Origin of the sequence: Mucilaginibacter sp. 14171R-50 (assembly GCF_010093045.1) — a bacterium.
GTDB lineage: Bacteria > Bacteroidota > Bacteroidia > Sphingobacteriales > Sphingobacteriaceae > Mucilaginibacter.
In genome coordinates, this window is record NZ_CP048115.1 from 533,521 (window position 1) to 556,343 (window position 22,823).

A 22,823-nucleotide genomic window follows, 5' to 3' on the forward strand; every position below is an offset into this window, starting at 1 on the left:
TTTACGCATGGAATAATAAAAATATGGCTGGCCGCTTGCGCAGATCAGGCACCTGCTTTTGCCATTCAGCAATAGGCATGGTTTTGATGAATTCTGTTGGGGCGGTAATATCGCAGGCAATACAAAGCCTTGTGTTTGGCTTACAGCTTTTCAACACTTCCTGCAGCATGCTATCGTTACGAAAAGGCGTCTCTATAAATAGTTGAGTTTGCTTGTTCTTTTCGGCCAGGCTTTCCAGTTCCTTAATGCGTTTGCTGCGCTCCATTTTATCTATAGGCAGGTAACCATGAAAGGTGAAGCTTTGCCCGTTAAACCCCGATGCCATCAGCGCCAGTAAAATAGAGCTTGGCCCCACCAGCGGCACCACCTTTATACCTTTACGGTGAGCTTCGGCAACAATATCCGCGCCGGGGTCAGCTATACCGGGACAGCCTGCTTCGCTCATGAGGCCGACATCATTTCCGGCAACCAGCCCCTTAAAAAACTCCTTTAGCCCGGCATCGCGGTTATGCTTACCGTAGTCGTGGATAACCAGCTCGCTTTGCGGGGTTTTTAACCCGGCCAGCTTTAAAAAACGCCGGGCGGTTTTCTCATTCTCTACAATATATTCTTTTACACTATTAATGGTATCTACCAGGTAAGGCGTAAAAGATTGGGCCGCGGCTTCGTCTGCAAGCGGTACAGGTATCAAAAAGAGGGTTCCGTAGGCCATATGTATATTATAAATGCAAAAAGAGACGCGAAGTTTCGCGTCTCTACTTTTTTATCTATTTCAATTTCGCCAGCGCTTCGCGGATACGCGGTATCATTTGCTGTATTTCGGCCAGGGTACTTGCCCCTACCGATGCCCTGAACCAGGTAATTTCTTCGCCGGTACCAAATGCTGAGAATGGCACAAACGCTACGCCTGCTTCTTTGATCAGGTAAAAATTCACATCGGCGCTGTTTGCCAGCACTTTGCCATCGGGCGTGGTTTTACCGGTATAATCAACCCTAACGGTTAGGTAAATGGCACCCATCGGCTCAATCGAATCTACATTAAAACCTTCTGCTTTTAGCGCCTGAAAGCCCTCGTGCAGGGTGCTTAAGCTGGCTTGGATATTATCTTTTAGCTTACCAAGGTATGCATTAACATAGCCGTCGTTCTTCAGGTATTCGGCCATGGCCACCTGCTCGGCCTTAGGCGACCATGCCCCCATGTGGCCCACAATGGCTTTCATGTTGGTTATTATTTCTGCCGGGCCAAAACCCCAGCCCACACGTACGCCGGTAGCCGCAAAACATTTGGATCCACCGTCAATAAATACCGTGTAATCCTTTAGTTCGGGGCGCAGGGTTACCGGGTCATAATGTTTGTATGCGCCAAAGGTAAGCTGCGAATAGATCTGATCGTATAATAAATACAAAGGTTTTTCATCCGCGCCGCGGCTTTTATTTTCGGCTATCACCAGGTCGCATATCTCTTCCAGGTCCTTTTTACCAAACATGGTACCCGTTGGGTTTAGCGGCGAGCATAATGCCAGCAGGGTAGCGCCTTTTAAATGCGGCGCAATTTCGGCGGCCGTTGGCATAAAATTATTTTCGGCACGGGTTTCTACCAAAACAGCCTCGGCACCTGTTAAATCGCAGTAATGATTATTGTTCCATGAGGGCGTAGGGAAAACTACCTTATCGCCCGGATCAACCAATGCCAGGTAGGTAGAATATATAAGCGGGCGCGAGCCGCCTGAAATCAGTATCTGGTTAGCGGCATATTCCAAACCCATCCGGTTTTTCAGGAAAGCCGAAACGCTTTCGCGCAGGCTGAGCATGCCATCGGCAGGTGGATAGTTAGTTTGGTTGCGGTTATACGCGTCTACAATACCATCTTTAAGTTCGGTTGGTATGGGATAAATATCAGCATCAAAATCGCCAATGGTTAGGTTGGCAATGTTTTGCCCCTGTTTTTTTAGTTCGTTTATTTCGCCGGCTATTTTAATGATCTCCGAGCCGTGTAAATTTTGTGCTAATACTGATACTTTCATCGATAGAATTTTACGAACGGCAAAGATAGCGTTATTAGGGGGAAAGGGCAACAGAGCGGAAAGCAGAAAGGCCAAAGCAAAAACTGCTTTATTAAAAAAGCGAAAAGCAATATCAAAAGGGATATGTTTTTCGCTTTCTGCTTTAAGCTTTTTACTTTTATAAATAGGCTTTCCTCAGCCTGATGATGCGGGCCCAGTGCATCAGTTTCATGATAGGGTAAACCGGATCAATCTCGAACCACCTGGCGCCGAAATTGGCGCTGTTAGGCCGCTTGTGGTGGTTGTTCTGGAACAACTCGCCAAGCATCAGAAAGTCAAACGGGGTTGTATTTTTTGATTTATCGTTATTATCAAAATTTGAATAACCATACTTGTGGCCGCACCAGTTTACAATAGCGCCGTGTAAAGGACCCATGATAAAGTGAATAGGTATCAGCAGGTACATCCACCACTGTGTAGCAAACACTACATAAAAAGCGATATAAAACAAACCGAATATTATGCGCGATACGATGGACGAGCCAATATAATCTAAAAACTTCCACTCCGGATAGTTCCCTTTAAAGCGTTCCTCGGGCTCTTTAAGTTTCTTTTCGTGTTTACGGTAGCTTACAGCAGTGTAATACATCATTTGGAAAACATCTTTAAAAAAATGCGGCGAGTGCGGATCCTTTTCGGTATCGCTGTAAGCATGGTGTTCGCGATGCATAATAGCATAGGCACGCGGGTTTAAGTACGATGATCCCTGAAAAAGGAAGGTCATGACATGAAAGGTGCGCTCAAAAAATTTATTGGTGGTAAACATTTTGTGTGAAGCGTACCGGTGCAGAAAAAAAGTTTGGAAGAACAATGATAAAAACCAGTGCCCAAGGAAGAAAATTAATATGATCACAAAAATTTAATTAACGTAGATTTACTATTTATAATGATTACAAATATACGATTTTAAAGGCTATTTAGTTCCATTATTAAGGTTAAGTAATGTCATAAACATTAAAAAGCCGCCCAGCTTTCGCTAAACGGCTTTAAAAAAATGAATTTATCCGGGCTTAAACCTGGCTGTCTCTAAGGGCTTTGATGGTATCGTGTCCCTGGTTTATCAATTGCTGCTGTTGTGCAACTATCTGGCTGTGTTGTAATGAAAGGCCGTTATCAGGTGATAAGGCATCGCGGTACGCTTTTTTAATAGCATCCTCGCCGCGTTCACATTCTTCCAGTATACTTTTACGGTCGTGGCCGCTAAATGTCGCTTTAACATCAAGCCATGCGCGGTGTATGGTTCCGGTTGCACTGTTACCGGTTTCAACCTCGCCCCCAGCCTGGCCTACTGCAGCGCTTAGTTCTTGTACATTGCGGCGGCTATCACTTGCAAACTGCTCAAAAATTCCTTTCAGGTCGCTGTCGCTCGCGTCTAATTCCTTAGCAGCGCGGTCAAACCCGTCTATGCGGTCGTTATTAATTTCTATCAGGTCGTTTAAAACTTCAATTGATTTTTCTGTGGTAGTTTCCATAGTAGTTTCTATTATTTATTTACTACTACAGTGCAACCACCATGCCATGTTTAATCTAAAATTAAAAAAATTACAAAACAGCTTGTATCAAAGGCAAGTATCTGTAAATAACAAAAGGCCTTTGAAAATATCAAAGGCCTTTTGCTTACATTACAGGAATTTATTTAATACTGTAGCTTAACAACTTTGATGTAGCTACCAAACCGAAAAAGTTTGTATCCGTTTCTACCAGGCCAACACCTTTGGCCAAATAATAATCATAAGTTCCAAAATCTTCAAATCCAGCGCCCAGATCGTACTGAATGATAATTTGCGTATGCACAACGTTTTTATAGGTTTTGCCAAGTACCACTTTGGTCACATCTTTTTCTATGATCTTCCCTTTAGTACGCGCCGGCACGCCATTAATATATCCGTTCGGGCTCATTTTGGCGGTCCATTCGCCATCCGCAGGCAAACTGGCATCCAGGTAATGGAACTCTACAACAGTGCCGCTCTCTATCGTTGCCCCTTTAATTTTGTAATTGTGGTCGTCAACATAGTAATAAGCGGTTTCTTCGGCACGGCCAGTAGTGGTGCTTTTTACCTCAAAGTAGTTAACGCCGTCTAACGGAGTTATTACGCCTGTCATATGGATTTCCGAGTTGGTTTTAACGCCATTACCCGGATCGCTTACATAGGTCCAGCTGGTGCCCTTTGAGGTAGGCATATAGCTATTAGCAAACTTATCGGTTTCAGAATTGCCATTGGCCTCATAGCCCGTAAAATCGATCGGGTCTTTTTTACATGAACTGACCAGTAACAAAATGGCAGGGAACAGGACGAGTAAATATTTTTTCAAACAGTTTAATTTAAGGGTAACAATTTGCCATAAATATAAACAAATACGGGCGTTGTGCAAAGGTTTAACCATCGCCAATCAACCGCTCTACACGTATTAGATGTTACACCTTTCAATTATGATATACGTATTATCACGTATATAAATATACCGATACGCGGGGATTGTCGCAAAATACTGATTGCCTGAACTTTACATTCATAAACTAAACACTAAATATTATGAAGAAGTTATTACTAAGCGCTGTATTTGCATTGACACTTTGCTTTGCTGCAAAAGCGCAAGACGAAGCCGTAACTGAAAACCCCGGAGAGGTTAAAGAAACCAAGGCTTTAACTATTGATGAATTGAAAGCGCAGCGCGCCGAACTGGTGGCAATGCTAAAGTCAGAGGAGTTTCAAAAAGTGCTGGCTAAAGCTGACGCGCTAAAAGCCCCAAAAGATGCTGGCATTGCTGGTGTAGATGCGCTGGCCGGTATGGTTACAACAATGTTGACTCAATTAAAAGAAAACAGGCAACTTATACCACAAATGTATGCCAGCGTAACCGGACAAACCATCGACGGCCTGCCTACAACCGAGGTTAAGCCATTATCGCCCGATCAGTTAATGAATTTCTCGAAATTGTGTCTATCAATGGGTTCAAGCCTGCTTAAATCTTCAAAAGACCTGATCACGCTGCCGGGCGAGATCAAAAGCGCCGGCCTGATGAAAGGCATTAAAGGCTTAAAATCATTAATGTACATCAAAAGCAGTATAGGTGCATTAAAACAGGAAATCTCTTTCAATTCAAAAATGATAAACAACCTTATTGCTACTAATAAATTAGCAATGGCTGCCAATACAACCAAATAAAGTTTCTTTTATTTAGTTTTAAAGAGGGTGCTGCACGGGGGGTGCGGCCCCTCTTTTTTGTTATAGGCCTGCTATTATCCTAAGAAGATAAAAAGGATTAATGTGAACAATGAATCTTGAATATCAATCCCGAAGTTCTCATCCATTATTCAACATTCGATGTTCGACGTTTCACTGATATCAAAAGTGTTCATATTACACATCCATTTCGGCACATACGCAAAAAATTTGCACATTTGCAATTCAGCATCTCATACCCCAAATGGATCAGTATTTTATAATAGATTTCGACAGCACCTTTACACAGGTGGAGGCGTTAGACGAGTTAGCCCGCATATCTTTAAAAAATCATCCCGACAGGGAAGCCATCTATAAGAAAATAGAAGACCTCACAAACGCTTCGATGGAAGGTCGCTTGTCATTCACAGAAAGTCTGGAACGCCGCGTTCAGCTGCTTTGTGCTAACCGCGACCATCTAAAAATGCTGATAACCCATTTAAAGAAAAAAGTATCGCGCTCATTTTCGCGCAATACGGTGTTCTTTAAAAATCACCAGGATGAAGTGCTGATCGTATCCGGTGGCTTTAAAGAATTTATTATCCCCGTAGTTACCGAATATCATATAAAAAAGGAAAATATTTACGCTAATACCTTTGTATTTGATGACGAAGGGAACATTGTAGGTTACGATCGTGAGAACCCTTTATCGCAAGAGGGCGGTAAGGTTAAGCTTTTAAAAGAGCTGAACCTGCCCGGCGAGATATTCGGCATTGGCGACGGTTATTCCGATTTCCAGTTGAAAGAATCGGGCATGATCAAGAAATTCTTTGCCTTTACTGAAAACATCGAACGCAAATCTGTAGCAGAAAAGGCCGACCATATTACACCGAGCTTTGATGAGTTTTTATACATCAATAAACTGCCAAGGGCAATATCATACCCAAAAAACCGGATAAAATGTTTGATAGTGGGGCAGGTAAATGAAGAAGCATTATCACAAATGAAACGTGAGGGCTACAACCTGCGACACCGCGACAGCATTGAAGAAAAGTATTTGGAAGAGGCCGGGGTTTTATTTTGCGACGAGGCCGGCTTGCCTAAACCCGAACAGCTTGCGAATGCGGGCCGTTTAAAAGTGATTGGATGTTTTGGCCGTGTTAACCGCAAACTGGCCGAGGCCGCGTGCGGAAAAGGGATCATTATTTTTGACGACCCTAAAGCAAACCCACGTAATGCCGATTTTATACCACGCCGCGTAATTGCTTTTATGAACGAAGGAAAAACTCACATGAGCTGTAACTTCCCCGATTTACAGCCGCCGCGTATTAACAACGCCCACCGCCTAATACACATTCACAAAAACGTACCGGGTATACTGGCGCAGATAAACGAAGTTTTTGCCAACCATAACATTAATATTGTTGGCGAATTTTTGGTTACCAACCCGCAAATTGGGTATGTAATTACCGATGTTGACGCCGGCTATGATACCCATGTACTAAACGAGTTGAAAGCCATTGAGCAAACTATAAAATTCAGGCTGCTGTATTAGGTAGTCGATGGTCGATAGACCATTGACCATAGCAAGGTTATTGACCATTGACGACTATGAACTATCGACCATAGACCATCGACTTATTCCCCCTCGCCTGCCAATGGTACCACAAGTACCGGCACATGCGAGTTTCTTACCACGCTTTCGGCAACGCTACCCATCAGCAGCCTGTCTATCCCGGTGCGATTGTGTGTGCCTATCACAATCAGGTCGGCATTAAACTCTTTACTGCAGCTTAAAATACCGTCGGCGGTCGATCCGTATTCGTTAAAGTGGGTGACCTGCAAACCCCTGGCATATTTTTTTATAGTTCGTTCAATAACACTTTCTGCCTGGTCTTTCTGTATATCCAGAATATTCATTTCATTATAATCAGGCGTTTGCAACGGCATGCCCAAAACCGTATCGGTATTGCTTTCAGGAATAATTGCCGGTTCTACAATGTGCACCAGCCCTACATGAGCATTAAAGGTTTGTGCAATGTCAAAGCCGTATGATGCCGCATACTCTGCAAACTTGCTGTCATCAATACCAATAAGTATCTTGCTAATTTTCATGTTATAAGTGCTTGGTTTACTTATTAAACAATCATCTGCAAATATGTTTTCAGCTAATAATACTTGTTGCTATACCTTATACTTCGAAAACATGCGTTTCAGATATCTCCCCGCACCGGGGCTTGGGTTATCACCCGGCACCTTAGGTATTTCTGTCCGCTGAGCGGAATATATGCCCTTTTCGCCGCTAAAAAAGTACGCGGTAAAACATGCCACTGCAAAAAACAATGCATAGTGGCCGCCAAACAATTCTATTCCCATTAAGGTGCAGGCCAGGGGCGTGTTAGTTGCCCCGGCAAATACCGCTATAAAGCCCAGGGCGGCAAAAAGACCTACCGGGGCGTTCATTATTTCTGCCAGTGTATTGCCCAGGGTTGCACCGATATAAAACAGCGGTGTTACCTCGCCTCCTTTAAAACCGGTGCCTAAGGTAATGGCGGTATATATTAGTTTCCATAACCAGCTTAAGGCATGGGCCCCGCCGTGTTCAAATGCCGATACAACGGTTACAGCCCCCGGGTATTCCGCATCAACGCCAAGGCTTAAATAATCCGGCTTGCCTATAGCTAGCGTTAAACCAATGATCATTAGGCCGCCGATAACCGGGATAAGCCAGGTTAGCTTTATCCACTTTAGCCCAAGGCTTTTTACAACGTGTACCGCTTTAGCAAAAGCATAGCTTGCCAACCCGAATAAAGCCGAGGCTACTACTACTTTGGCAAGCAGCCACAAGCTAACTGTTAAATGGCGGCCGTATAGTTCCTGGCTGATGTTAACTATATCTACATGATATAAAGTATGGTGCACACCCCACGCTGATACCGTAAGATCGCCGGCCAGGCCGGCAATAAGACAGGGCAGTAACGCATTATACTGAATACGGCCGATGGCAATAACCTCCAGCGCGAAGACAGTACCGGTTAAGGGTGTGCCAAAAACAGCGCCAAAGCCGGCCGCCACCCCCGCGGTAAGTATCAGCTTTTTATCACCTGCGTTTAGCTTAAGCCAGCTGCCAAACAAGTTGGCCAGGCTACCGCCAATTTGCACGGCCGTGCCTTCGCGGCCGGCCGAGCCACCAAATAAATGTGTGATGACCGTAGTAACCAATATCAGCGGCGCCATGCGTTTGGGCACCCCCGCGCCGGGCTGGTGAATTTCATCGATGATAAGATTGTTGCCGCGCTCGGCGCTTTGGCCGTATAATTTATACAGCAGGTGGATAGCCACACCTGCCACAGGCAAAAGATATAGCAGCCAGGTATGCCCAAACCTGAAATGGATAGCCGCCGTAAGCAGCCACAGAAAAAGTGCTACCACGCTGCCAACAGCGACGGCTACGGGTATGCTGATCAGCGTCCAGCGGATAAGGTATTTTAACAGCGCGAATTGTTTTGAAAAGATATTTTTGAACATAACCTACATGCAAATAAATAAAAAATCCATTTGAGTAGGCGTCATCAGCTTTGCAGCGGTTCAAATAGGCAGAACACCATTGCCTTGTTGTATCAAACAAATATATTGATTATTTTGGATTTCGGATGTCAATTTCGAATTATTAACGGGAAGGCAGCTAATCTAAAATCGTACATCTGAAATTTAAAATCTCGTATCTTTGCCTTATGAGTATCTCACCCGAAATTGAACAACGGCTTACCCTGCTGCAGGAAAAATACAACGCCATGGGGCAAGACATGACGTCGTACCTTGACGGCTTGCTGCATGCCGATTTTTTAACCTATTGGGATTATATTCACCTGGATACGCTTTTGAGCCTGCAAAGCCCTAAAACGCAGTTTCCCGATGAAGAGATATTCATCATGTACCACCAGATAACCGAGCTATATTTTAAGCTTGTACTGCACGAATGTAAACAGTTGTCAGGGGCCGAAAACCTCACCGCACAGTTTTTTACAACCCGTTTAAAACGCATTAACCGTTACTTTGAAGCACTTACCAACTCGTTCGAGATCATGGTGGATGGTATGGACAAAGAGCAGTTTTTGCAATTCCGGATGAGTTTATTGCCCGCTAGCGGTTTTCAGAGCGGGCAGTACCGCATGATCGAGATTTACGCTACCGATTTTATTAACCTGATAGCCCCCGACCACCGCGAAGCCCTACGCAGCGCCCCCGTCGAAGAGCAATTTGAGCAGATATACTGGAAATACGGCGCCACCGAACTATCAACAGGTAAAAAAACGCTTACCCTAAAGCAGTTCGAACATAAATACGCCAAAACGTTTATCGAACTTGCTAAAAATGTTGCAGATACTAACTTTAACGCGCTGCTGCAGCAGTTAAAATATAAAGGTGAAAGTACAAACGCCTTAGAAGACGAGCTAAGGCAGCTGGATGTAAATGTAAACGTGAACTGGCCGTTGTGCCATTATAAATCGGCTGTGCGTTACTTAAACCGCGACCCTGAAGATATAAAGGCCACGGGCGGCACCAACTGGCAAAAGTACCTGCCTCCGCGCTTTCAGCGCCGTATTTTTTACCCTTCGTTGTGGAACGTGGACCAACTGGAAAACTGGGGCAGGGCCTGGGTTGAAAAGGTTGTTAGCGAACTGTAATACTTAGCTAATAAATTGGCAGTTAGGCCTAAAATTTGCTACCTTGCCATTTTCTGAATTATATCTATACTACCATGACCGAAACATTGGACATAAAAATAACCAAGACCGCACATTCGCGCCTGGCCGAAACGGATTTTAGCAACCTGCCCTTTGGCAAGGTTTTTAGCGACCACATGTTTGTGGCCGACTATACTGACGGAGAGTGGAAGAACTTTGAAATACTGCCCTACGGCCCTATTTTGATGAGCCCGGCAATATCTGCGCTGCATTATGGCCAATCGTTTTTTGAAGGCATTAAAGCCTATAAACATGCCGATGGCACGGTTTCTATCTTCAGGCCCGATAAGAACGCGATCCGTTTTAACAAATCGGCAGAGCGCCTGTGCATGCCTACCCTGCCCGAAGATGTGTTTGTACAAAGTATAGCTGCTTTGGTTGATCTTGACCGCGAATGGATCCCGGCAAAGGCGGATCACGCTTTGTATATCCGTCCGTTTATGTTCGCTACTGATCCATTCCTGGGGGTAAATCCATCGGCTACCTATAAGTTTATCGTTATAATTGGCCCAACCGGCCCGTATTTTTCCAAAACCCTGAGGGTAAAAATTGAAACGCATTACACCCGCGCCGCCGAAGGTGGTATGGGCTTTGCAAAGGCAGCCGGCAATTATGGTTCGGCTATGCTGCCTGCCCGTAAAGCTGCACAAGAAGGTTTCGATCAGTTAATATGGACAGATGCCAAAGAGCATAAATATGTTGAGGAAATGGGCGCAGCTAACGCTATGTTCCTTTTAGATGGAAAACTGGTAACCGCCGAAGCAAAAGATACCATACTTGACGGTGTAACCCGCGATACGGTGATAGCCTTAGCCAAAGACTGGGGTATCCCGGTTGAGGAGCGCAAGGTTTCTGTTGCCGAATTAATTGAAGGTGCTAAAAACGGCAAACTAACTGATGCTTTTGGCGCCGGTACTGCCGCTACCATAGCTCCTGTTGGTTCTATCAGCGTTGACGGCGAAGAATACTTCCTGAGCGACCCGGCTACCCGCGAGTTCTCGCAAAAGGTGCTGGCCACGCTTGATGCCATTAAATACGGCCGCGCCGAAGACACCCACGGATGGAATTATATTGTATAATTTCTACAGAATTTTATTAAAAAACCCTGCAAAAATGTAGGGTTTTTTTGTTTTACATCGTCGCCTTCACCACAATATATGGCGACAGGGCTTTGGTATCAACAGGGATAAGCTTGGTAAATACCTTTCCGGCTACCCAAATAGCCTTTACAATGGCTTTTGATAGTGCCTTTTGTTCCGATTTATTTTCCAGCCATACGGTAAATTTGCCGTGGTAGTACGTTTCTATATCCTTTAAGCCCAACGCCTTACAACTATCGCGCAGCAGGTTGAGGTCCATACTGTTGATGTTGTGCTTGTCGTAATTGTCCTTATCAAAATTCTTTTGTACCCAGCCGTTAACGCTCTTAAAATTTGGCAAAGTGATAAATAATGTGCCGCCGGGCTTCAGAAACTTAAGGTGCTCGTTAATGATGAATTTTGTATCGTTAAAATGCTCTATTAAACCAAAGGAAAGTACCATATCAAATTTTTCGGCGGGCTGATAAGTAAACAGGTCGGCTTCTACAATATTTATATCTCCCGGCTGCAAATCATTGGCTGCAAGCAGTTTATTAACCAACCCGGGGTGAATAAAATAATCCAACAAGGTAGTTTTAAGGTGCTGATACTTTTTTAGGTAGATAGAATAATATCCCGGGAAGCCACCCAGTTCAATAGCATTCTTCACACCTTTTTCGGCAATTATTTTTGCCAGTATATCTCCAAAAACATAATTAGGCTTCAACTTAAATATCAGCCCTCTACGCGATTCCCAAAACGATTTCCAGAAGGAACGGTCGGTTAAATTATTCTCCATTAAAATATTAAATATGGGCTTCGGTTTTCTGTTCTAATATGCGTGCCGGGTTGCCTACCGCTATGCTGTTATCGGGTATATCTTTTATCACTACAGCCCCTGCGCCAATTATTACGTTGTTGCCTATTGTTACATCGCCAATGATACAAACGTTTGCCCCTACATCTACGTTGTTGCCTAAACGCGGACAAGCGGTAAAAGTGCCGTCGGCCAGCTTTTTGTGGCCAATGGTAACGCTGTTGCGCAGTACGCAGTTATCGCCGATGATTACGCCCTGGTTAACCACTAAAGCCTGCCCGTGATAAATTATAAGGCCTTTGCCGGCTGTAAGCTTTCGGGGCAGTTCAATACCCAAATGCCATTCTACAAACAAGCGGTAAAGCACCAGGTGCCAGTAAAAAAGTATTTTTAACAGTATATGGCGGTTCACAACTTGTACGGAACGGAATAAAAACAACACCAATCGCCCTTTTATATTGCCCCGGTTGGCGTTCCAATCCTGGAATAAATAAGCGAAAAAGTTCATGCCTGGTGCGCGTTTGCTGTTAAACCCCATTTATTGATGCAAATGAAGTATTCAAAAGTAAAATTTTTAATTTTAGTATCATTATACTTGCCCCGATAAATCAAATCTGCTGAATGAAGGTTGCCCTCATAAATACATCTGATGCCGGCGGCGGTGCCGCTGAAGCTTGTATGCGCCTGTTAAAGGCCCTGCAATTGCAGGCTGTAGATGTAACTATGGTTGTTGAGCATAAAAAACGCAATGATCCCGCGGTTCACAGCGTTGAGCAGGTCATGTTTGGCAGGCTGAGGTCGAAAATAAATTTTTTCAGGGAACGTATACCATTTATGCTTTTTCGCGAACGCGACCCGTCGGTACGGTTTGCATTTTCGACAGCGAACGCAGGCACAGATATTAGTAAACTTGATGTGATACAACAGGCGGATATCATCCACCTGCACTGGACCAACTCGGGGTTCCTGTCTATCGCGGATATAAAAAAGCTCATTGCCCTTAATAAGCCAATTGTTTGGACACTGCACGATATGTGGGTATTTACCGGCGGTTGTCATTATTCGGGGCCATGTAATCACTTTAAAAACCAGTGCGGCAATTGCTATTTTTTACGCGACCCGGAAGATGATGACCTATCGCATGATGGCTGGCTGCGCAAAAAAGATATGCTTAGCTTCGCAAAAAACCTGTCGGTTGTAACTTGCAGCAACTGGCTGGCGGGGGTAGCCAAACAAAGTACGCTGTTACAAACCTTCAGCATTCAAGCTATACCAAACCCTATTGATACGATGCTGTTTTCGCCAAAGAATAAAGCCGCGGTGCGCGCGAAATGGCGAGTTGACCCATCGGCTAAAGTAATTTTGTTTGGCGCTGCCAATATCAACGACAGGCGTAAAGGCATAATTTACCTGGTAGAAGCCCTGCAAATTTTAAAGGACAAGTACGCAGGCGACACGCCAATGGAAATAGTAATATTTGGTAAGAACAAGCATTTTGATACCAGTGTGCTGCCTTTCCCGGTGCACCAGTTAAATACGATAACATCCCCGGCTGATCTGGCCGAAATATACAGTATGGCCGATGTTTTTGTATCGCCGTCAGTAGAAGATAACCTGCCGAATATGATCATGGAAGCTATGAGTTGTGGTACACCTGTAGCGGCCTTTAATACCGGCGGCATCCCCGATCTAATAGACCATAAGGTGAACGGGTACCTGGCGGAGTTTAAATCGTCGGCGGACCTTGCCGAGGGTATAAATAACGTGTTAAATGTAGAAAACCATAATAAATATGCCGCTATTGCCCGTAATAAAGTAGAGCAGATGTTTAATAATGAAAAGGTAGCCGGGCAATATATTGACCTGTATCGGTCAGTTTTAAACCGCGTAAGCGTATGAAGCCAGTATTATCCGTCATCACGATAGTTTATAATAATGCGCGTGATATTGAGCGCACCATGCTTTCGGTATTAAACCAAACTTATAGCGGTATTGAATATATCGTGATCGACGGCGCATCAACTGATGGCACACTGGACATTGTTAAACGCCACGAAAACCGGATTGCCACCCTCGTCAGCGAAAAGGATAAAGGCATCTACGACGCCATGAACAAAGGCCTTGCCCTGGCAACGGGCGATTATGTGATATTCATGAACTCGGGCGATGAATTTTACGCATCCGATACCGTGGCCAAGGTATTTGCTACCGCGCCCGATGCGGACATTTATTACGGCGAAACCGAAATGGTGAACGATGCCCGCGAAAGCCTTGGCCGCCGCCGCCACAATGTCCCCCCAAAATTTACCTGGCGCAGTTTTAAATATGGCATGAGTGTAAGCCACCAGGGTATTTACATCAAACGTTCGCTGGTTGAGTCTTACGACCCCAGGTACAAGCTCAGTGCTGATATCGACTGGATTATACGCGCGGCTAAAAAAGCTTCGAAGATCGTTAGGGTTGACGGCTATGTGGCTAAATATTTAGTGGGCGGCATGTCAAAAGCTAAACACAAACAAAGCTTGCTGGAACGATTTGATATTATGAAACGCCATTACGGGTTGATCCCCACATTATTTAATCATGCGGTTATCGCCTTTAATTTGGGGTGGTATTGGTTGATAAACAGAAGGACGAACGATTGACTTCACTCCTATGTCATTGAGAGGAGCGATAGCGACGCGGCAATCTCGTAGTCAGTGCATGACGCTTAGCATTCGACGAGGTTGCTTCGTCGTTCCTCCTCGCAATGACAGGGTATTAAAATAGGTACAAACAAAAAGAGCGATGGGTATTAACCCATCGCTCTTCAAATAATATCGAATGAACCTTATGCTTTTTTAGCTTCGGGTTGTTTCTTTTTACGTTCGACATACACCGCGCCGGCCAAGGCCAGTACCAGGATAATTGAACCGGCTAACGAAATGTTTTCTCCGGCGTAGTATGAGGTAGGGTGGAAAATAAATTCAACCTTATGGTTCCCCAACGGAATTGTTGCGGCACGCAGCAAATAATTGGCGCGATAGTATGGCTGCTCAACACCATCTATCAGCATTTTCCAGCCCTTATCATAATAGATCTCTGAAAATATTGCAACCTGGTTGGCAGTTGAACCTGTTTGGTATGTTAGATGCTCGGGGGTGTAACTGGTTAAGGTAATGGTAGCATTAGGGTCGATACTTATCGGTTTTGCTTCAACCGTGCTTTTGTATTTCTGGTCTATCATAGCTTCTTCCTTTGGGTTAAAGCTGCTGATGGCCAGCATTTCCTCGTCGGCATCCTTTACATACTTAACGCTTTTTACAAACCATGCATGGCCGCATGCGGTAGCATTAGCATGCATGCTTGCCATACCTGTTTTCGGGTCGGCGGTGATAATGTATTTGGTATTCAGCATGTCCAGTACATCCTCGTTTATGCTTTTGGTGAACTGATTTTCCACCAGTTCGTCAAAACGCCTTAACCTGGCCGAGTGGAAACCACCTACTGTTTTATAAAAGTATGATGAGCGCGAATCGTGGAAAGGATCTTGCAGGCTCAGATCAATCACCCTAAAATCAGGGTCCTTATCGCGCATAATAAATTCATCTACTTCGCGTGGTGTATAGGCCCGTCCTAATTCTTCTTTCGGAATAAAGTTATCGTCTTTTAAGTAGCGTTTATCCACGCTCCACATATCAACCAGTATAATACCCATAAAAGCAAGGGCGGCAAAGGTTGTGCTTATTTTTTGTTTGATAACGATATAAAGCAAGCCAAAGGCCAGCGCTATAAATATCAGGGTGCGTATGGCATCGGCACGTTCTAAAGCCTGGCGATCCTGAACCAGGGCGTTAGCCACCTGATTGGCCATGGTAGCGTTACCCTGAAACGCCTGGGTAAGCCCAGAAATAAAGGTTTGATGATCGGCAGTTTTAAAGCTGAGGAACAAGCCCGGTAACGCTATCATCAGTAAAGTTAAACCGCCTGTTATGTAAAACGCCAGCTTAACCTTTTTAAAGATGTATGGTTTGTCGCGGTTTACAAACACTTCGTTAAGCGCCAAAAAGCCCAATATAGGGAAGCACAACGAAGCGATGACTAAAATTGACTCTACGGCCCTGAACTTATTATATAGCGGGAAATAGTTAAAGAAGATGTCTGACAGGAAAGGCAAATTTTTGCCAAACGAAAGGAATACGCTTAACAGCACCGCCGAAAGCAGCCACCATTTTATCCTGTGCTTAACTATTATTAAGCCCAAAACAAATAAGAAAAACACAATGGCACCAAAATACCAGGGGCCCGATGTACCCGGTTTATTACCCCAATACATACGCTGACCAACAAATTGCTCCGCCTGAGCAGGATCTACATTTTTACCGGTAAGCAGTTTTACAGTTTCTGAATTTTCAGCAGCAGGCGTAGCACTGCCGCCACCATAAGCGTTTGGTATAAAAAACGTAAAACACTCGGCTACGCCCTGGCTCCAGTTGTAAGCATACTCTTTATCAAGGCCCGAACTTGTGGCACCTTTTTCGCTTTTTAAGTTTGGTTTACCGCGTATGGTGTAGTGGCTATATTCAAAGGTTGTCCACAATGACCCGGCATTTACAATTACTGCCAATATAGTAGCGGCAAACAAATATGCAACCGACTTAAAGAAAGGCTGGGTTTGTTTTGCCTTTATGGCGTGGTAAAGCTCGATACAAACCAGTATAATGATTGCCAGTAGCAGGTAAAAGGTCATTTGCACGTGGTTTGACCTTATTTCCATCGCTAAAAAGAACGCGGTTAACGCCCCTCCGGTGATATACTGGCCTCTGAGCGTCATAATGATACCGGCTACTATAGGCGCAAAGAATGCTATGGCGTAAGCCTGGTTGGCATGCCCGGCATCTATATAAATAAAGTTATAGGATGAAAAAGCAAAAGCTACCGCACCTGCTGCTGCCAGCCAACGGTTTAACTTTAACGTGCAAAATAACAGGTAAGCCCCAAACAGGTACAGCAATATAGTATCAACCGGATTAGGGAAAACCGTTTTTAAGACGTCGATAACGTAGGTAGTAAGGTTTTTACCATACTTAGCCCATATCTGGTAGCTTGGCATACCGCCAAACATCTGGTTTGTCCACAAGGGGGCGTGTCCGGTGGCTTCCTTCACATCCATTATCTCTTTTTGCATGGCCTGTGCCTGCAAAACATCGCCCTGGTACAATATCTTGCCCTGCATTATAGGGTTAAAGAAATAGGCAAATGTTAGTACCAAAAATATTGCAGCGACAATAAGATGCTCACTATTCCGCTTGATCCAGTTGTTCATTTAAACTCTTTTAGGGATAATAATTAATTTTCAAAAATAGAAAATTGGATGAGATTAGAAACGATAAGTTTTTATAAGATATTTACTTAGCACTTATGGGGCTGGGCGCTGAAATAATAGAACAGGAATATCATTAACAATATGCTAATGATGTAAACTATGATATTAAGCTTATTATATTCTTCGCGGTTGCGGCGGATGTTATAGACGTTGTAAAGCGCAAGACCGGCCACTACCACCCAGAAAAAACTATTAATGGTACTGCAGCCGGTATATAGCTGAATTAAAACCGCCAACACAATACAATTGGTAAGTATTAACAGCACCGATGGCGGTGTGTTATTATGGTTGCGCCTGCGTTTATAAAGCCCCTCGGGTAACATGTTTATTTTATTTCTTCGTAATCTACAAATTCTCCCTCAGAATCCGGAACGGAACTTTTTGCATCGGGTTTATAATCAACCCGTACACGGCCATCTGCCTTTGGTTGCTGTTGCTGATAGTAATCCTGCTGTTGCTGACGCGCCTGCTCTTGTGCTTTATTTATTACGCTGTTAAACAGCATAGGCAAAAATATACGCACCAGGCTGCGTATGATATATAGCGAACAAATGGCAATTATTAAAAAACGTATTAAACCCATCTGGTTTTATTTAAGCTTACAAATATAAATATATAACGGAAAAATTGAATGGATAGATATAATGTGGAGCTATGCACATTTACGAAAACTTCTCTTCCATCGTTTTTTCCAGCGCGAACATTTCGTCGCGCAGTTTGGCGGCCAGTAAAAAGTCCATATTTTTTGCGGCAGCAACCATGTCCTTTCGCGTGTTTTCGATAGACTTTTTCAGGTCGGCTTTGGTCATGTACTGTACTATCGGGTCGGCGGCAAGGGTCAGGGTATCCGTTTCAACATAGGCTTGCTGTACACCGCCTTTAAAGTCTACAACGGATGTTTGCTCCATTATTTCCTCTTTTGATTTACCAACCGTTTTGGGTATAATGCCGTGTTCCTGGTTGTATTTTATCTGTAACTCGCGCCGGCGGTTGGTTTCGTCGATCGTTATCTGCATCGAGTCTGTTATGGAATCGGCATACATAATAACCCTACCCCTGTCATTACGGGCGGCGCGGCCAATGGTTTGTATCAGCGAGCGCTCCGAACGCAGGAAACCCTCTTTATCTGCATCTAAAATTGCCACTAACGATACCTCGGGCAGGTCTAACCCTTCGCGCAATAAGTTGATACCAATTAATACATCAAATTCGCCCAGGCGCAAACCGCGAAGTATCTCTACACGCTGTAAAGTTTTCACTTCCGAGTGAATGTACCGGCATTTTATGCCCAGCCTGTCCATGTACTTAGCCAGTTCTTCGGCCATGCGCTTGGTAAGGGTAGTAACCAATACGCGGTCGCCCATCTTTATGGTTTTGTCTACCTCGTCAAGCAAATCATCTACCTGGTTTATCACCGGGCGAACATCAATAACAGGGTCGAGCAAGCCGGTTGGGCGTATTACCTGCTCAACCACCACACCTCCTGATTTTTCCAGTTCAAAATCGGCCGGGGTAGCGCTTACATAAATAGTTTGCGGGGCAAGGCGCTCAAATTCCTGAAAGTTTAGCGGCCTGTTATCCATCGCCGCAGGCAAGCGGAAACCATAATCAACCAGCGATATCTTCCTCGACCTGTCGCCGCCATACATAGCCCTTATTTGTGGTACAGTTACGTGGCTCTCATCAATTACCATCAGGTAATCATCAGGAAAATAATCCAGCAGGCAAAAGGGGCGCATACCCGGTGCCCGGCCGTCAAAAAAACGCGAATAGTTTTCTATACCGCTGCAATACCCCAACTCGCGTATCATCTCCAGGTCGTAGTTAACCCTTTCTTCCAGGCGCTTGGCTTCAATAAAGCGGCCATCATCAATAAACTGCTTTTTACGGGTTTCCAGTTCTTCCTGTATGGCCCAAACCGATTGCTGAAAGCGCTCGCGCGGGGCAACGTATAGGTTGGCGGGGTAAACTACCATGTGAGTCATCTTTTCGATGGTTTTCCCGGTGGTGATGTCAAATGTGCTCAGTTCCTCGATATCATCACCAAAAAAGCTGATCCGGTAAGCATAGTCCATATACGCAGGGAAGATATCAACGGTATCGCCCTTAACCCGAAACGTACCGCGTTTAAAATCGGCGGTGGTGCGGGCGTATAATATCTCCACCAGGCGGTGCAAAAATGCGTTACGACTGATACGTGTACCCACCGCGAATTTAAATACCGAATTGGCAAAATCTTCGGGATTACCCATACCGTAAATGCAGGATATGGACGACACTACAATCACATCCCTGCGGCCGCTCATGAGCGCCGATGTGGTGCGCAAACGCAACTTTTCTATCTCCTCGTTTATCTGGAGGTCCTTTTCGATATAGGTGTTTGACGAGGGGATAAATGCCTCGGGTTGGTAGTAATCATAATAAGATACAAAATAGTTCACCGCGTTTTCAGGGAAAAACTGCTTAAACTCGCCGTAAAGCTGTGCCGCCAGTGTTTTGTTATGGCTGAGGATCAGCGTAGGCTTTTGCGTTTGCTCAATTACGTTGGCAATGGTAAACGTTTTGCCCGAACCGGTTACCCCTAAAAGGGTTTGAAACGGGTCGCCGTTGTTTACCCCCTCAACCAGTTGTTTAATGGCGCTTGGCTGGTCGCCGGTAGGTACGTATTGAGAAGTTATTTTAAAATCCATTATTACAAAAATAGTGATTAGTGGGCAGAGATTTGTGATTAGGCTGTCAGGTTTGCTAAGCGTTTTAGTTGTAAAAAATGCCTCTGCAAGTGATAACCCTGAATACAACTCAATGTTACACGAAGTAACGGGTTATGTTGACAACCCTATGTCAGCAGTAAAATAGTCTCACTTAAATCTTTTTTCAAAAGAGAAATTTGCAGGCGGATATCGCCAAAAGTGTTCACGTTCGGCACAGTGCGCACCCGTGAACACTCGTGAACACCTGATTTTCAATGATATAACAATAGCACTACTGACAAAGCACTGTCACCAATTTTGTGATATATTTATATATAGGCTATCGCAGCTCTTTTAACTAAATTATTAGACAAAGGTGCTTATGTTTTAGACCATGCTTATTTGTATATTTAACCATGCCCACAAATACTTTCATCCTGAATAAAACCAATAGCATTGCCAACCAATTTTTGGCCGAGCTGCGCGATGTGAACATCCAACAGGATAAGTACCGTTTCCGCAAGAACCAGGAACGGCTGGGCGAGATACTCGCCTACGAAATAAGCAAAACCCTGCCTTATACGGCTACAGATGTACACACACCTTTGGGTACCGCCAATGTTAACCAGCTTGCCGACCAGCCGGTAATAGCAACTATTCTGCGTGCCGGGCTGCCCTTTCACCAGGGGTTCATCAATTTTTTCGACCGTGCCGATTCTGCCTTTGTAACAGCTTGTCGCAAAGTTAAAAAGAGCGGGGCGTTCACTATCCAGATAGATCATATTTCTAATCCCCGCCTGGAGGGCAAAACCCTGATCATGTGCGATACCATGCTGGCAACGGGGCAAAGCATTGTTTGCGTTTGCAAGGAAATTATGGCGCAATACAACCTTAAAGCCCTGCACATTGCCGCTGTGATTGCCAGCACCGAAGGTATAGCCCACGTACGGGCCAACCTGCCTAAGGTACAGGTATGGGCCTGTGCCGTTGATGACGAAATGACCAGCAAAGCTTACATTGTTCCGGGACTGGGTGATGCAGGGGATCTGGCCTTTGGGGAGAAGGCGTAAGGATTTACGATGGACGATTTTAGATTTACGACTTGAATGGATGAAATTATAAAACCTAATGAGGTTGACTTACGATTAATTATCATCGACTTTGAAGATATAACACACGACGATATCACTTTAATGACCGGCGTTAAACCTACTTACATTAGAACGAAAGGCCAACCAAGAAATCCTAAACAAGTTGATTCCCCGCTGTGGCCTAATAACTTATGGTCGATGAATAGCGGATTGGGGGTTCACGCATCTTTTGAAGATCAGATGAATAGACTTCTTGATATTATTGAAAACAACATAGAAGTATTCAATAATCTTTGTTCAAAATATTATTGTGAATTCGCGTGTGCATTAATGGTTTATAAAGATAACGGAGAAAGCACTCCCTCTGTGCATTTAGATGAAAGATACAACCAAGTCGTAAAAACACTCAACATTGAGTTTGATATTGACCTTTACGTCTTTTAACATCATTCACTACTTTTGCTTCATGGCGCTATATAAATCCTACAAACACGTTTTCTTCGACCTTGACCACACCATTTGGGATTTTGATAAGAACGCCGAGGAGACCCTGCACGAGCTTTACAGCACTTACAAGCTAAAAGATATTGGCCTGCACTCCGCCGACCTGTTCATTGAAACCTATACGCGCCACAACCACCGCCTTTGGGCGCAGTATCATTTGGGCGAGATAACAAAAAATGAGCTGCGCGAAGAACGGTTCAAATCTACGTTCATTGAACTTGGCGTACAACCCAACCTGATGCCCGCCGATTTTGAGGATGCCTATGTTAGTTTGGGGCCAACAAAAACTAACCTTTTTCCGCACGCGCATGAAACACTGGCCTACCTGCAAAGCAAATACACGTTACACCTTATTTCGAACGGGTTTAAAGAAGCTACCGAGATGAAGGTTGCGGGTACTGATCTTGCGCCCTATTTTAAAAATATCATCATATCCGAAGTAGTTGGCGTTAACAAACCCGATCCGGAGATATTTAAGCATGCAATTGAACTGGCCGGTGCAACCATCCCTGAAAGCGTAATGATAGGCGACAGCATTGAGGCGGATATACGCGGCGCTATGGGCGTGGGTATGGATGCTATTTATTTTAACCCTTTTAACTTAGAAAAACCTGCGGACGTAGCCGTGCAAATCAGTCATTTAAAAGAGTTAACTTTACTATTATGAACCCAACCAAAGAGCGGCGTGCCATTGATAACGCGTTAGATAAGTACCACGAACTGGTAGATACCTATCCCGATGAGCAGTTTGCCAAAACACCCCCTATTGGCGGTTGGAGCTACTCGGAAGTTTACGACCATATCCTTAAATCAACCTTAGCCGCAAGTATTGCCCTGGAGCGTTGTACACACAACAATTGCCCCCCTACTAAGCAAGGGCCAAACTTTTGGGGCCGCTATTTACTCATAACCGGCTTGTTCCCTCCGTTTAAAGTACAGGTGCCCCAAGAAGTAGCCGCCAAAATAGCGCCTACTAAAATTGATAAAGAGGAAGCCAAAAACCTGCTGGTAAAAACCCGTAGGCGTATTGATGGTGTAAGCATGCTGATAAGCGATGCGCCCAAAAACGCCCGATGGCAGCACCCGCGTTTGGGCATGCTTAACGCAGCGCAATGGTTCAAATTTATTCGCGTACACTTACAGCACCATTTAAAACAGCTGGACAGGATACAAAATAGTTTTGCAAAGAATGGTTAACCTGCTGTACAAAGCAAAATTTCACGCCGTTTTCATATGATATTGTTAACTTGAGTTATTAAGCCGCTTTAAAGCGGTATAGCTATGTTTTATAATTATTTTAAA

At 44.4% G+C, this 22,823-nt stretch carries 23 protein-coding genes and 1 riboswitch; of the genes, 10 read left to right on the forward strand and 13 right to left on the reverse strand.

Features of this window, described 5'->3' with window-relative positions; genetic code table 11:
• Position 1: 1 nt before the first annotated feature.
• The 5 genes from GWR56_RS02515 to GWR56_RS02535 all read right to left on the reverse strand — a co-directional run bounded on the left by GWR56_RS02515 (position 2) and on the right by GWR56_RS02535 (position 4,376).
• Positions 2-712, reverse strand: a complete 711-nt coding sequence (locus GWR56_RS02515) for an SAM-dependent methyltransferase (protein ID WP_162429594.1) — start codon at positions 710-712, stop codon at positions 2-4.
• A 55-nt stretch (positions 713-767) separates the two neighbouring features.
• On the reverse strand, positions 768-2,024 hold the full coding sequence (locus tag GWR56_RS02520) for a pyridoxal phosphate-dependent aminotransferase (RefSeq protein ID WP_162429595.1): 1,257 nt from the start codon (positions 2,022-2,024) through the stop codon (positions 768-770).
• Positions 2,025-2,181: 157 nt separating this feature from the next.
• Complete coding sequence (locus tag GWR56_RS02525) at positions 2,182-2,916, reverse strand: acyl-CoA desaturase (protein WP_162429596.1); 735 nt, start codon at positions 2,914-2,916, stop codon at positions 2,182-2,184.
• A 157-nt stretch (positions 2,917-3,073) separates the two neighbouring features.
• A complete protein-coding gene (locus GWR56_RS02530) occupies positions 3,074-3,535 on the reverse strand; it encodes a PA2169 family four-helix-bundle protein (RefSeq protein ID WP_162429597.1) in 462 nt (153 codons plus the stop codon).
• Positions 3,536-3,695: 160 nt separating this feature from the next.
• Positions 3,696-4,376, reverse strand: coding sequence for a hypothetical protein (locus GWR56_RS02535; protein ID WP_162429598.1), 681 nt, complete (start codon positions 4,374-4,376; stop codon positions 3,696-3,698).
• Positions 4,377-4,597: 221 nt separating this feature from the next.
• Between GWR56_RS02535 and GWR56_RS02540 the strand changes: the two genes are divergently transcribed.
• On the forward strand, positions 4,598-5,230 hold the full coding sequence (locus GWR56_RS02540; protein ID WP_162429599.1) for a hypothetical protein: 633 nt from the start codon (positions 4,598-4,600) through the stop codon (positions 5,228-5,230).
• 262 nt (positions 5,231-5,492) lie between these two features.
• Positions 5,493-6,782, forward strand: coding sequence for an HAD-IB family phosphatase (locus tag GWR56_RS02545; RefSeq protein WP_162429600.1), 1,290 nt, complete (start codon positions 5,493-5,495; stop codon positions 6,780-6,782).
• A gap of 83 nt (positions 6,783-6,865) precedes the next feature.
• Here GWR56_RS02545 and GWR56_RS02550 read toward each other — a convergent pair whose 3' ends face one another.
• Together GWR56_RS02550 and GWR56_RS02555 are read right to left on the reverse strand one after the other, a co-directional pair.
• Positions 6,866-7,342: a universal stress protein gene (locus GWR56_RS02550; RefSeq protein WP_162429601.1), complete on the reverse strand. Its 477-nt coding sequence runs from the start codon at positions 7,340-7,342 to the stop codon at positions 6,866-6,868.
• Positions 7,343-7,411: 69 nt separating this feature from the next.
• Positions 7,412-8,755, reverse strand: coding sequence for a voltage-gated chloride channel family protein (locus GWR56_RS02555; RefSeq protein WP_162429602.1), 1,344 nt, complete (start codon positions 8,753-8,755; stop codon positions 7,412-7,414).
• Positions 8,756-8,783: 28 nt separating this feature from the next.
• Positions 8,784-8,848, reverse strand: a riboswitch (Fluoride riboswitch).
• Positions 8,849-8,961: 113 nt separating this feature from the next.
• Between GWR56_RS02555 and GWR56_RS02560 the strand changes: the two genes are divergently transcribed.
• Together GWR56_RS02560 and GWR56_RS02565 are read left to right on the forward strand one after the other, a co-directional pair.
• Positions 8,962-9,915: a tryptophan 2,3-dioxygenase family protein gene (locus GWR56_RS02560; protein WP_162429603.1), complete on the forward strand. Its 954-nt coding sequence runs from the start codon at positions 8,962-8,964 to the stop codon at positions 9,913-9,915.
• Positions 9,916-9,989: 74 nt separating this feature from the next.
• Positions 9,990-11,054 (forward strand): branched-chain amino acid aminotransferase, encoded by a 1,065-nt coding sequence (locus tag GWR56_RS02565; RefSeq protein ID WP_162429604.1) that lies wholly within the window; start codon positions 9,990-9,992, stop codon positions 11,052-11,054.
• Between the two features lie 52 nt (positions 11,055-11,106).
• Here GWR56_RS02565 and GWR56_RS02570 read toward each other — a convergent pair whose 3' ends face one another.
• Complete coding sequence (locus GWR56_RS02570) at positions 11,107-11,853, reverse strand: bifunctional 2-polyprenyl-6-hydroxyphenol methylase/3-demethylubiquinol 3-O-methyltransferase UbiG (RefSeq protein ID WP_162429605.1); 747 nt, start codon at positions 11,851-11,853, stop codon at positions 11,107-11,109.
• A 7-nt stretch (positions 11,854-11,860) separates the two neighbouring features.
• Entirely contained in the window at positions 11,861-12,379 is a 519-nt protein-coding gene (locus GWR56_RS02575) for a serine acetyltransferase (protein WP_162429606.1), read from the reverse strand.
• 113 nt (positions 12,380-12,492) lie between these two features.
• On the opposite strand from GWR56_RS02575, the gene GWR56_RS02580 reads away from it, so the two are divergent.
• The gene (locus tag GWR56_RS02580; RefSeq protein WP_162429607.1) at positions 12,493-13,770 is read left to right on the forward strand and encodes a glycosyltransferase family 4 protein; all 1,278 of its coding nucleotides are present in this window, start codon (positions 12,493-12,495) and stop codon (positions 13,768-13,770) included.
• The gene (locus GWR56_RS02585; RefSeq protein WP_162429608.1) at positions 13,767-14,516 is read left to right on the forward strand and encodes a glycosyltransferase family 2 protein; all 750 of its coding nucleotides are present in this window, start codon (positions 13,767-13,769) and stop codon (positions 14,514-14,516) included. The genes GWR56_RS02580 and GWR56_RS02585 overlap by 4 nt, the downstream gene beginning before the upstream one ends.
• A gap of 185 nt (positions 14,517-14,701) precedes the next feature.
• Here the strand turns inward: GWR56_RS02585 and GWR56_RS02590 are convergent, their stop codons facing one another.
• The 4 genes from GWR56_RS02590 to uvrB form a co-directional block, all read right to left on the reverse strand.
• The gene (locus GWR56_RS02590; protein WP_162429609.1) at positions 14,702-17,176 is read right to left on the reverse strand and encodes a YfhO family protein; all 2,475 of its coding nucleotides are present in this window, start codon (positions 17,174-17,176) and stop codon (positions 14,702-14,704) included.
• 86 nt (positions 17,177-17,262) lie between these two features.
• Complete coding sequence (locus GWR56_RS02595; RefSeq protein ID WP_162429610.1) at positions 17,263-17,559, reverse strand: hypothetical protein; 297 nt, start codon at positions 17,557-17,559, stop codon at positions 17,263-17,265.
• Positions 17,560-17,561: 2 nt separating this feature from the next.
• Positions 17,562-17,819: a DUF4834 family protein gene (locus tag GWR56_RS02600; RefSeq protein WP_162429611.1), complete on the reverse strand. Its 258-nt coding sequence runs from the start codon at positions 17,817-17,819 to the stop codon at positions 17,562-17,564.
• A 79-nt stretch (positions 17,820-17,898) separates the two neighbouring features.
• On the reverse strand, positions 17,899-19,926 hold the full coding sequence (gene uvrB, locus GWR56_RS02605; RefSeq protein ID WP_162429612.1) for an excinuclease ABC subunit UvrB: 2,028 nt from the start codon (positions 19,924-19,926) through the stop codon (positions 17,899-17,901).
• Positions 19,927-20,342: 416 nt separating this feature from the next.
• On the opposite strand from uvrB, the gene upp reads away from it, so the two are divergent.
• The 4 genes from upp to GWR56_RS02625 are packed head-to-tail and all read left to right on the forward strand — an operon-like array spanning position 20,343 to position 22,718.
• Positions 20,343-20,996: a uracil phosphoribosyltransferase gene (gene upp / locus GWR56_RS02610; RefSeq protein WP_162429613.1), complete on the forward strand. Its 654-nt coding sequence runs from the start codon at positions 20,343-20,345 to the stop codon at positions 20,994-20,996.
• A 36-nt stretch (positions 20,997-21,032) separates the two neighbouring features.
• A complete protein-coding gene (locus GWR56_RS02615) occupies positions 21,033-21,461 on the forward strand; it encodes a DUF4279 domain-containing protein (RefSeq protein WP_162429614.1) in 429 nt (142 codons plus the stop codon).
• 22 nt (positions 21,462-21,483) lie between these two features.
• The gene (locus GWR56_RS02620) at positions 21,484-22,188 is read left to right on the forward strand and encodes a YjjG family noncanonical pyrimidine nucleotidase (protein WP_162429615.1); all 705 of its coding nucleotides are present in this window, start codon (positions 21,484-21,486) and stop codon (positions 22,186-22,188) included.
• Positions 22,185-22,718: a DinB family protein gene (locus GWR56_RS02625; RefSeq protein WP_162429616.1), complete on the forward strand. Its 534-nt coding sequence runs from the start codon at positions 22,185-22,187 to the stop codon at positions 22,716-22,718. The genes GWR56_RS02620 and GWR56_RS02625 overlap by 4 nt, the downstream gene beginning before the upstream one ends.
• Positions 22,719-22,823 lie beyond the last annotated feature (105 nt).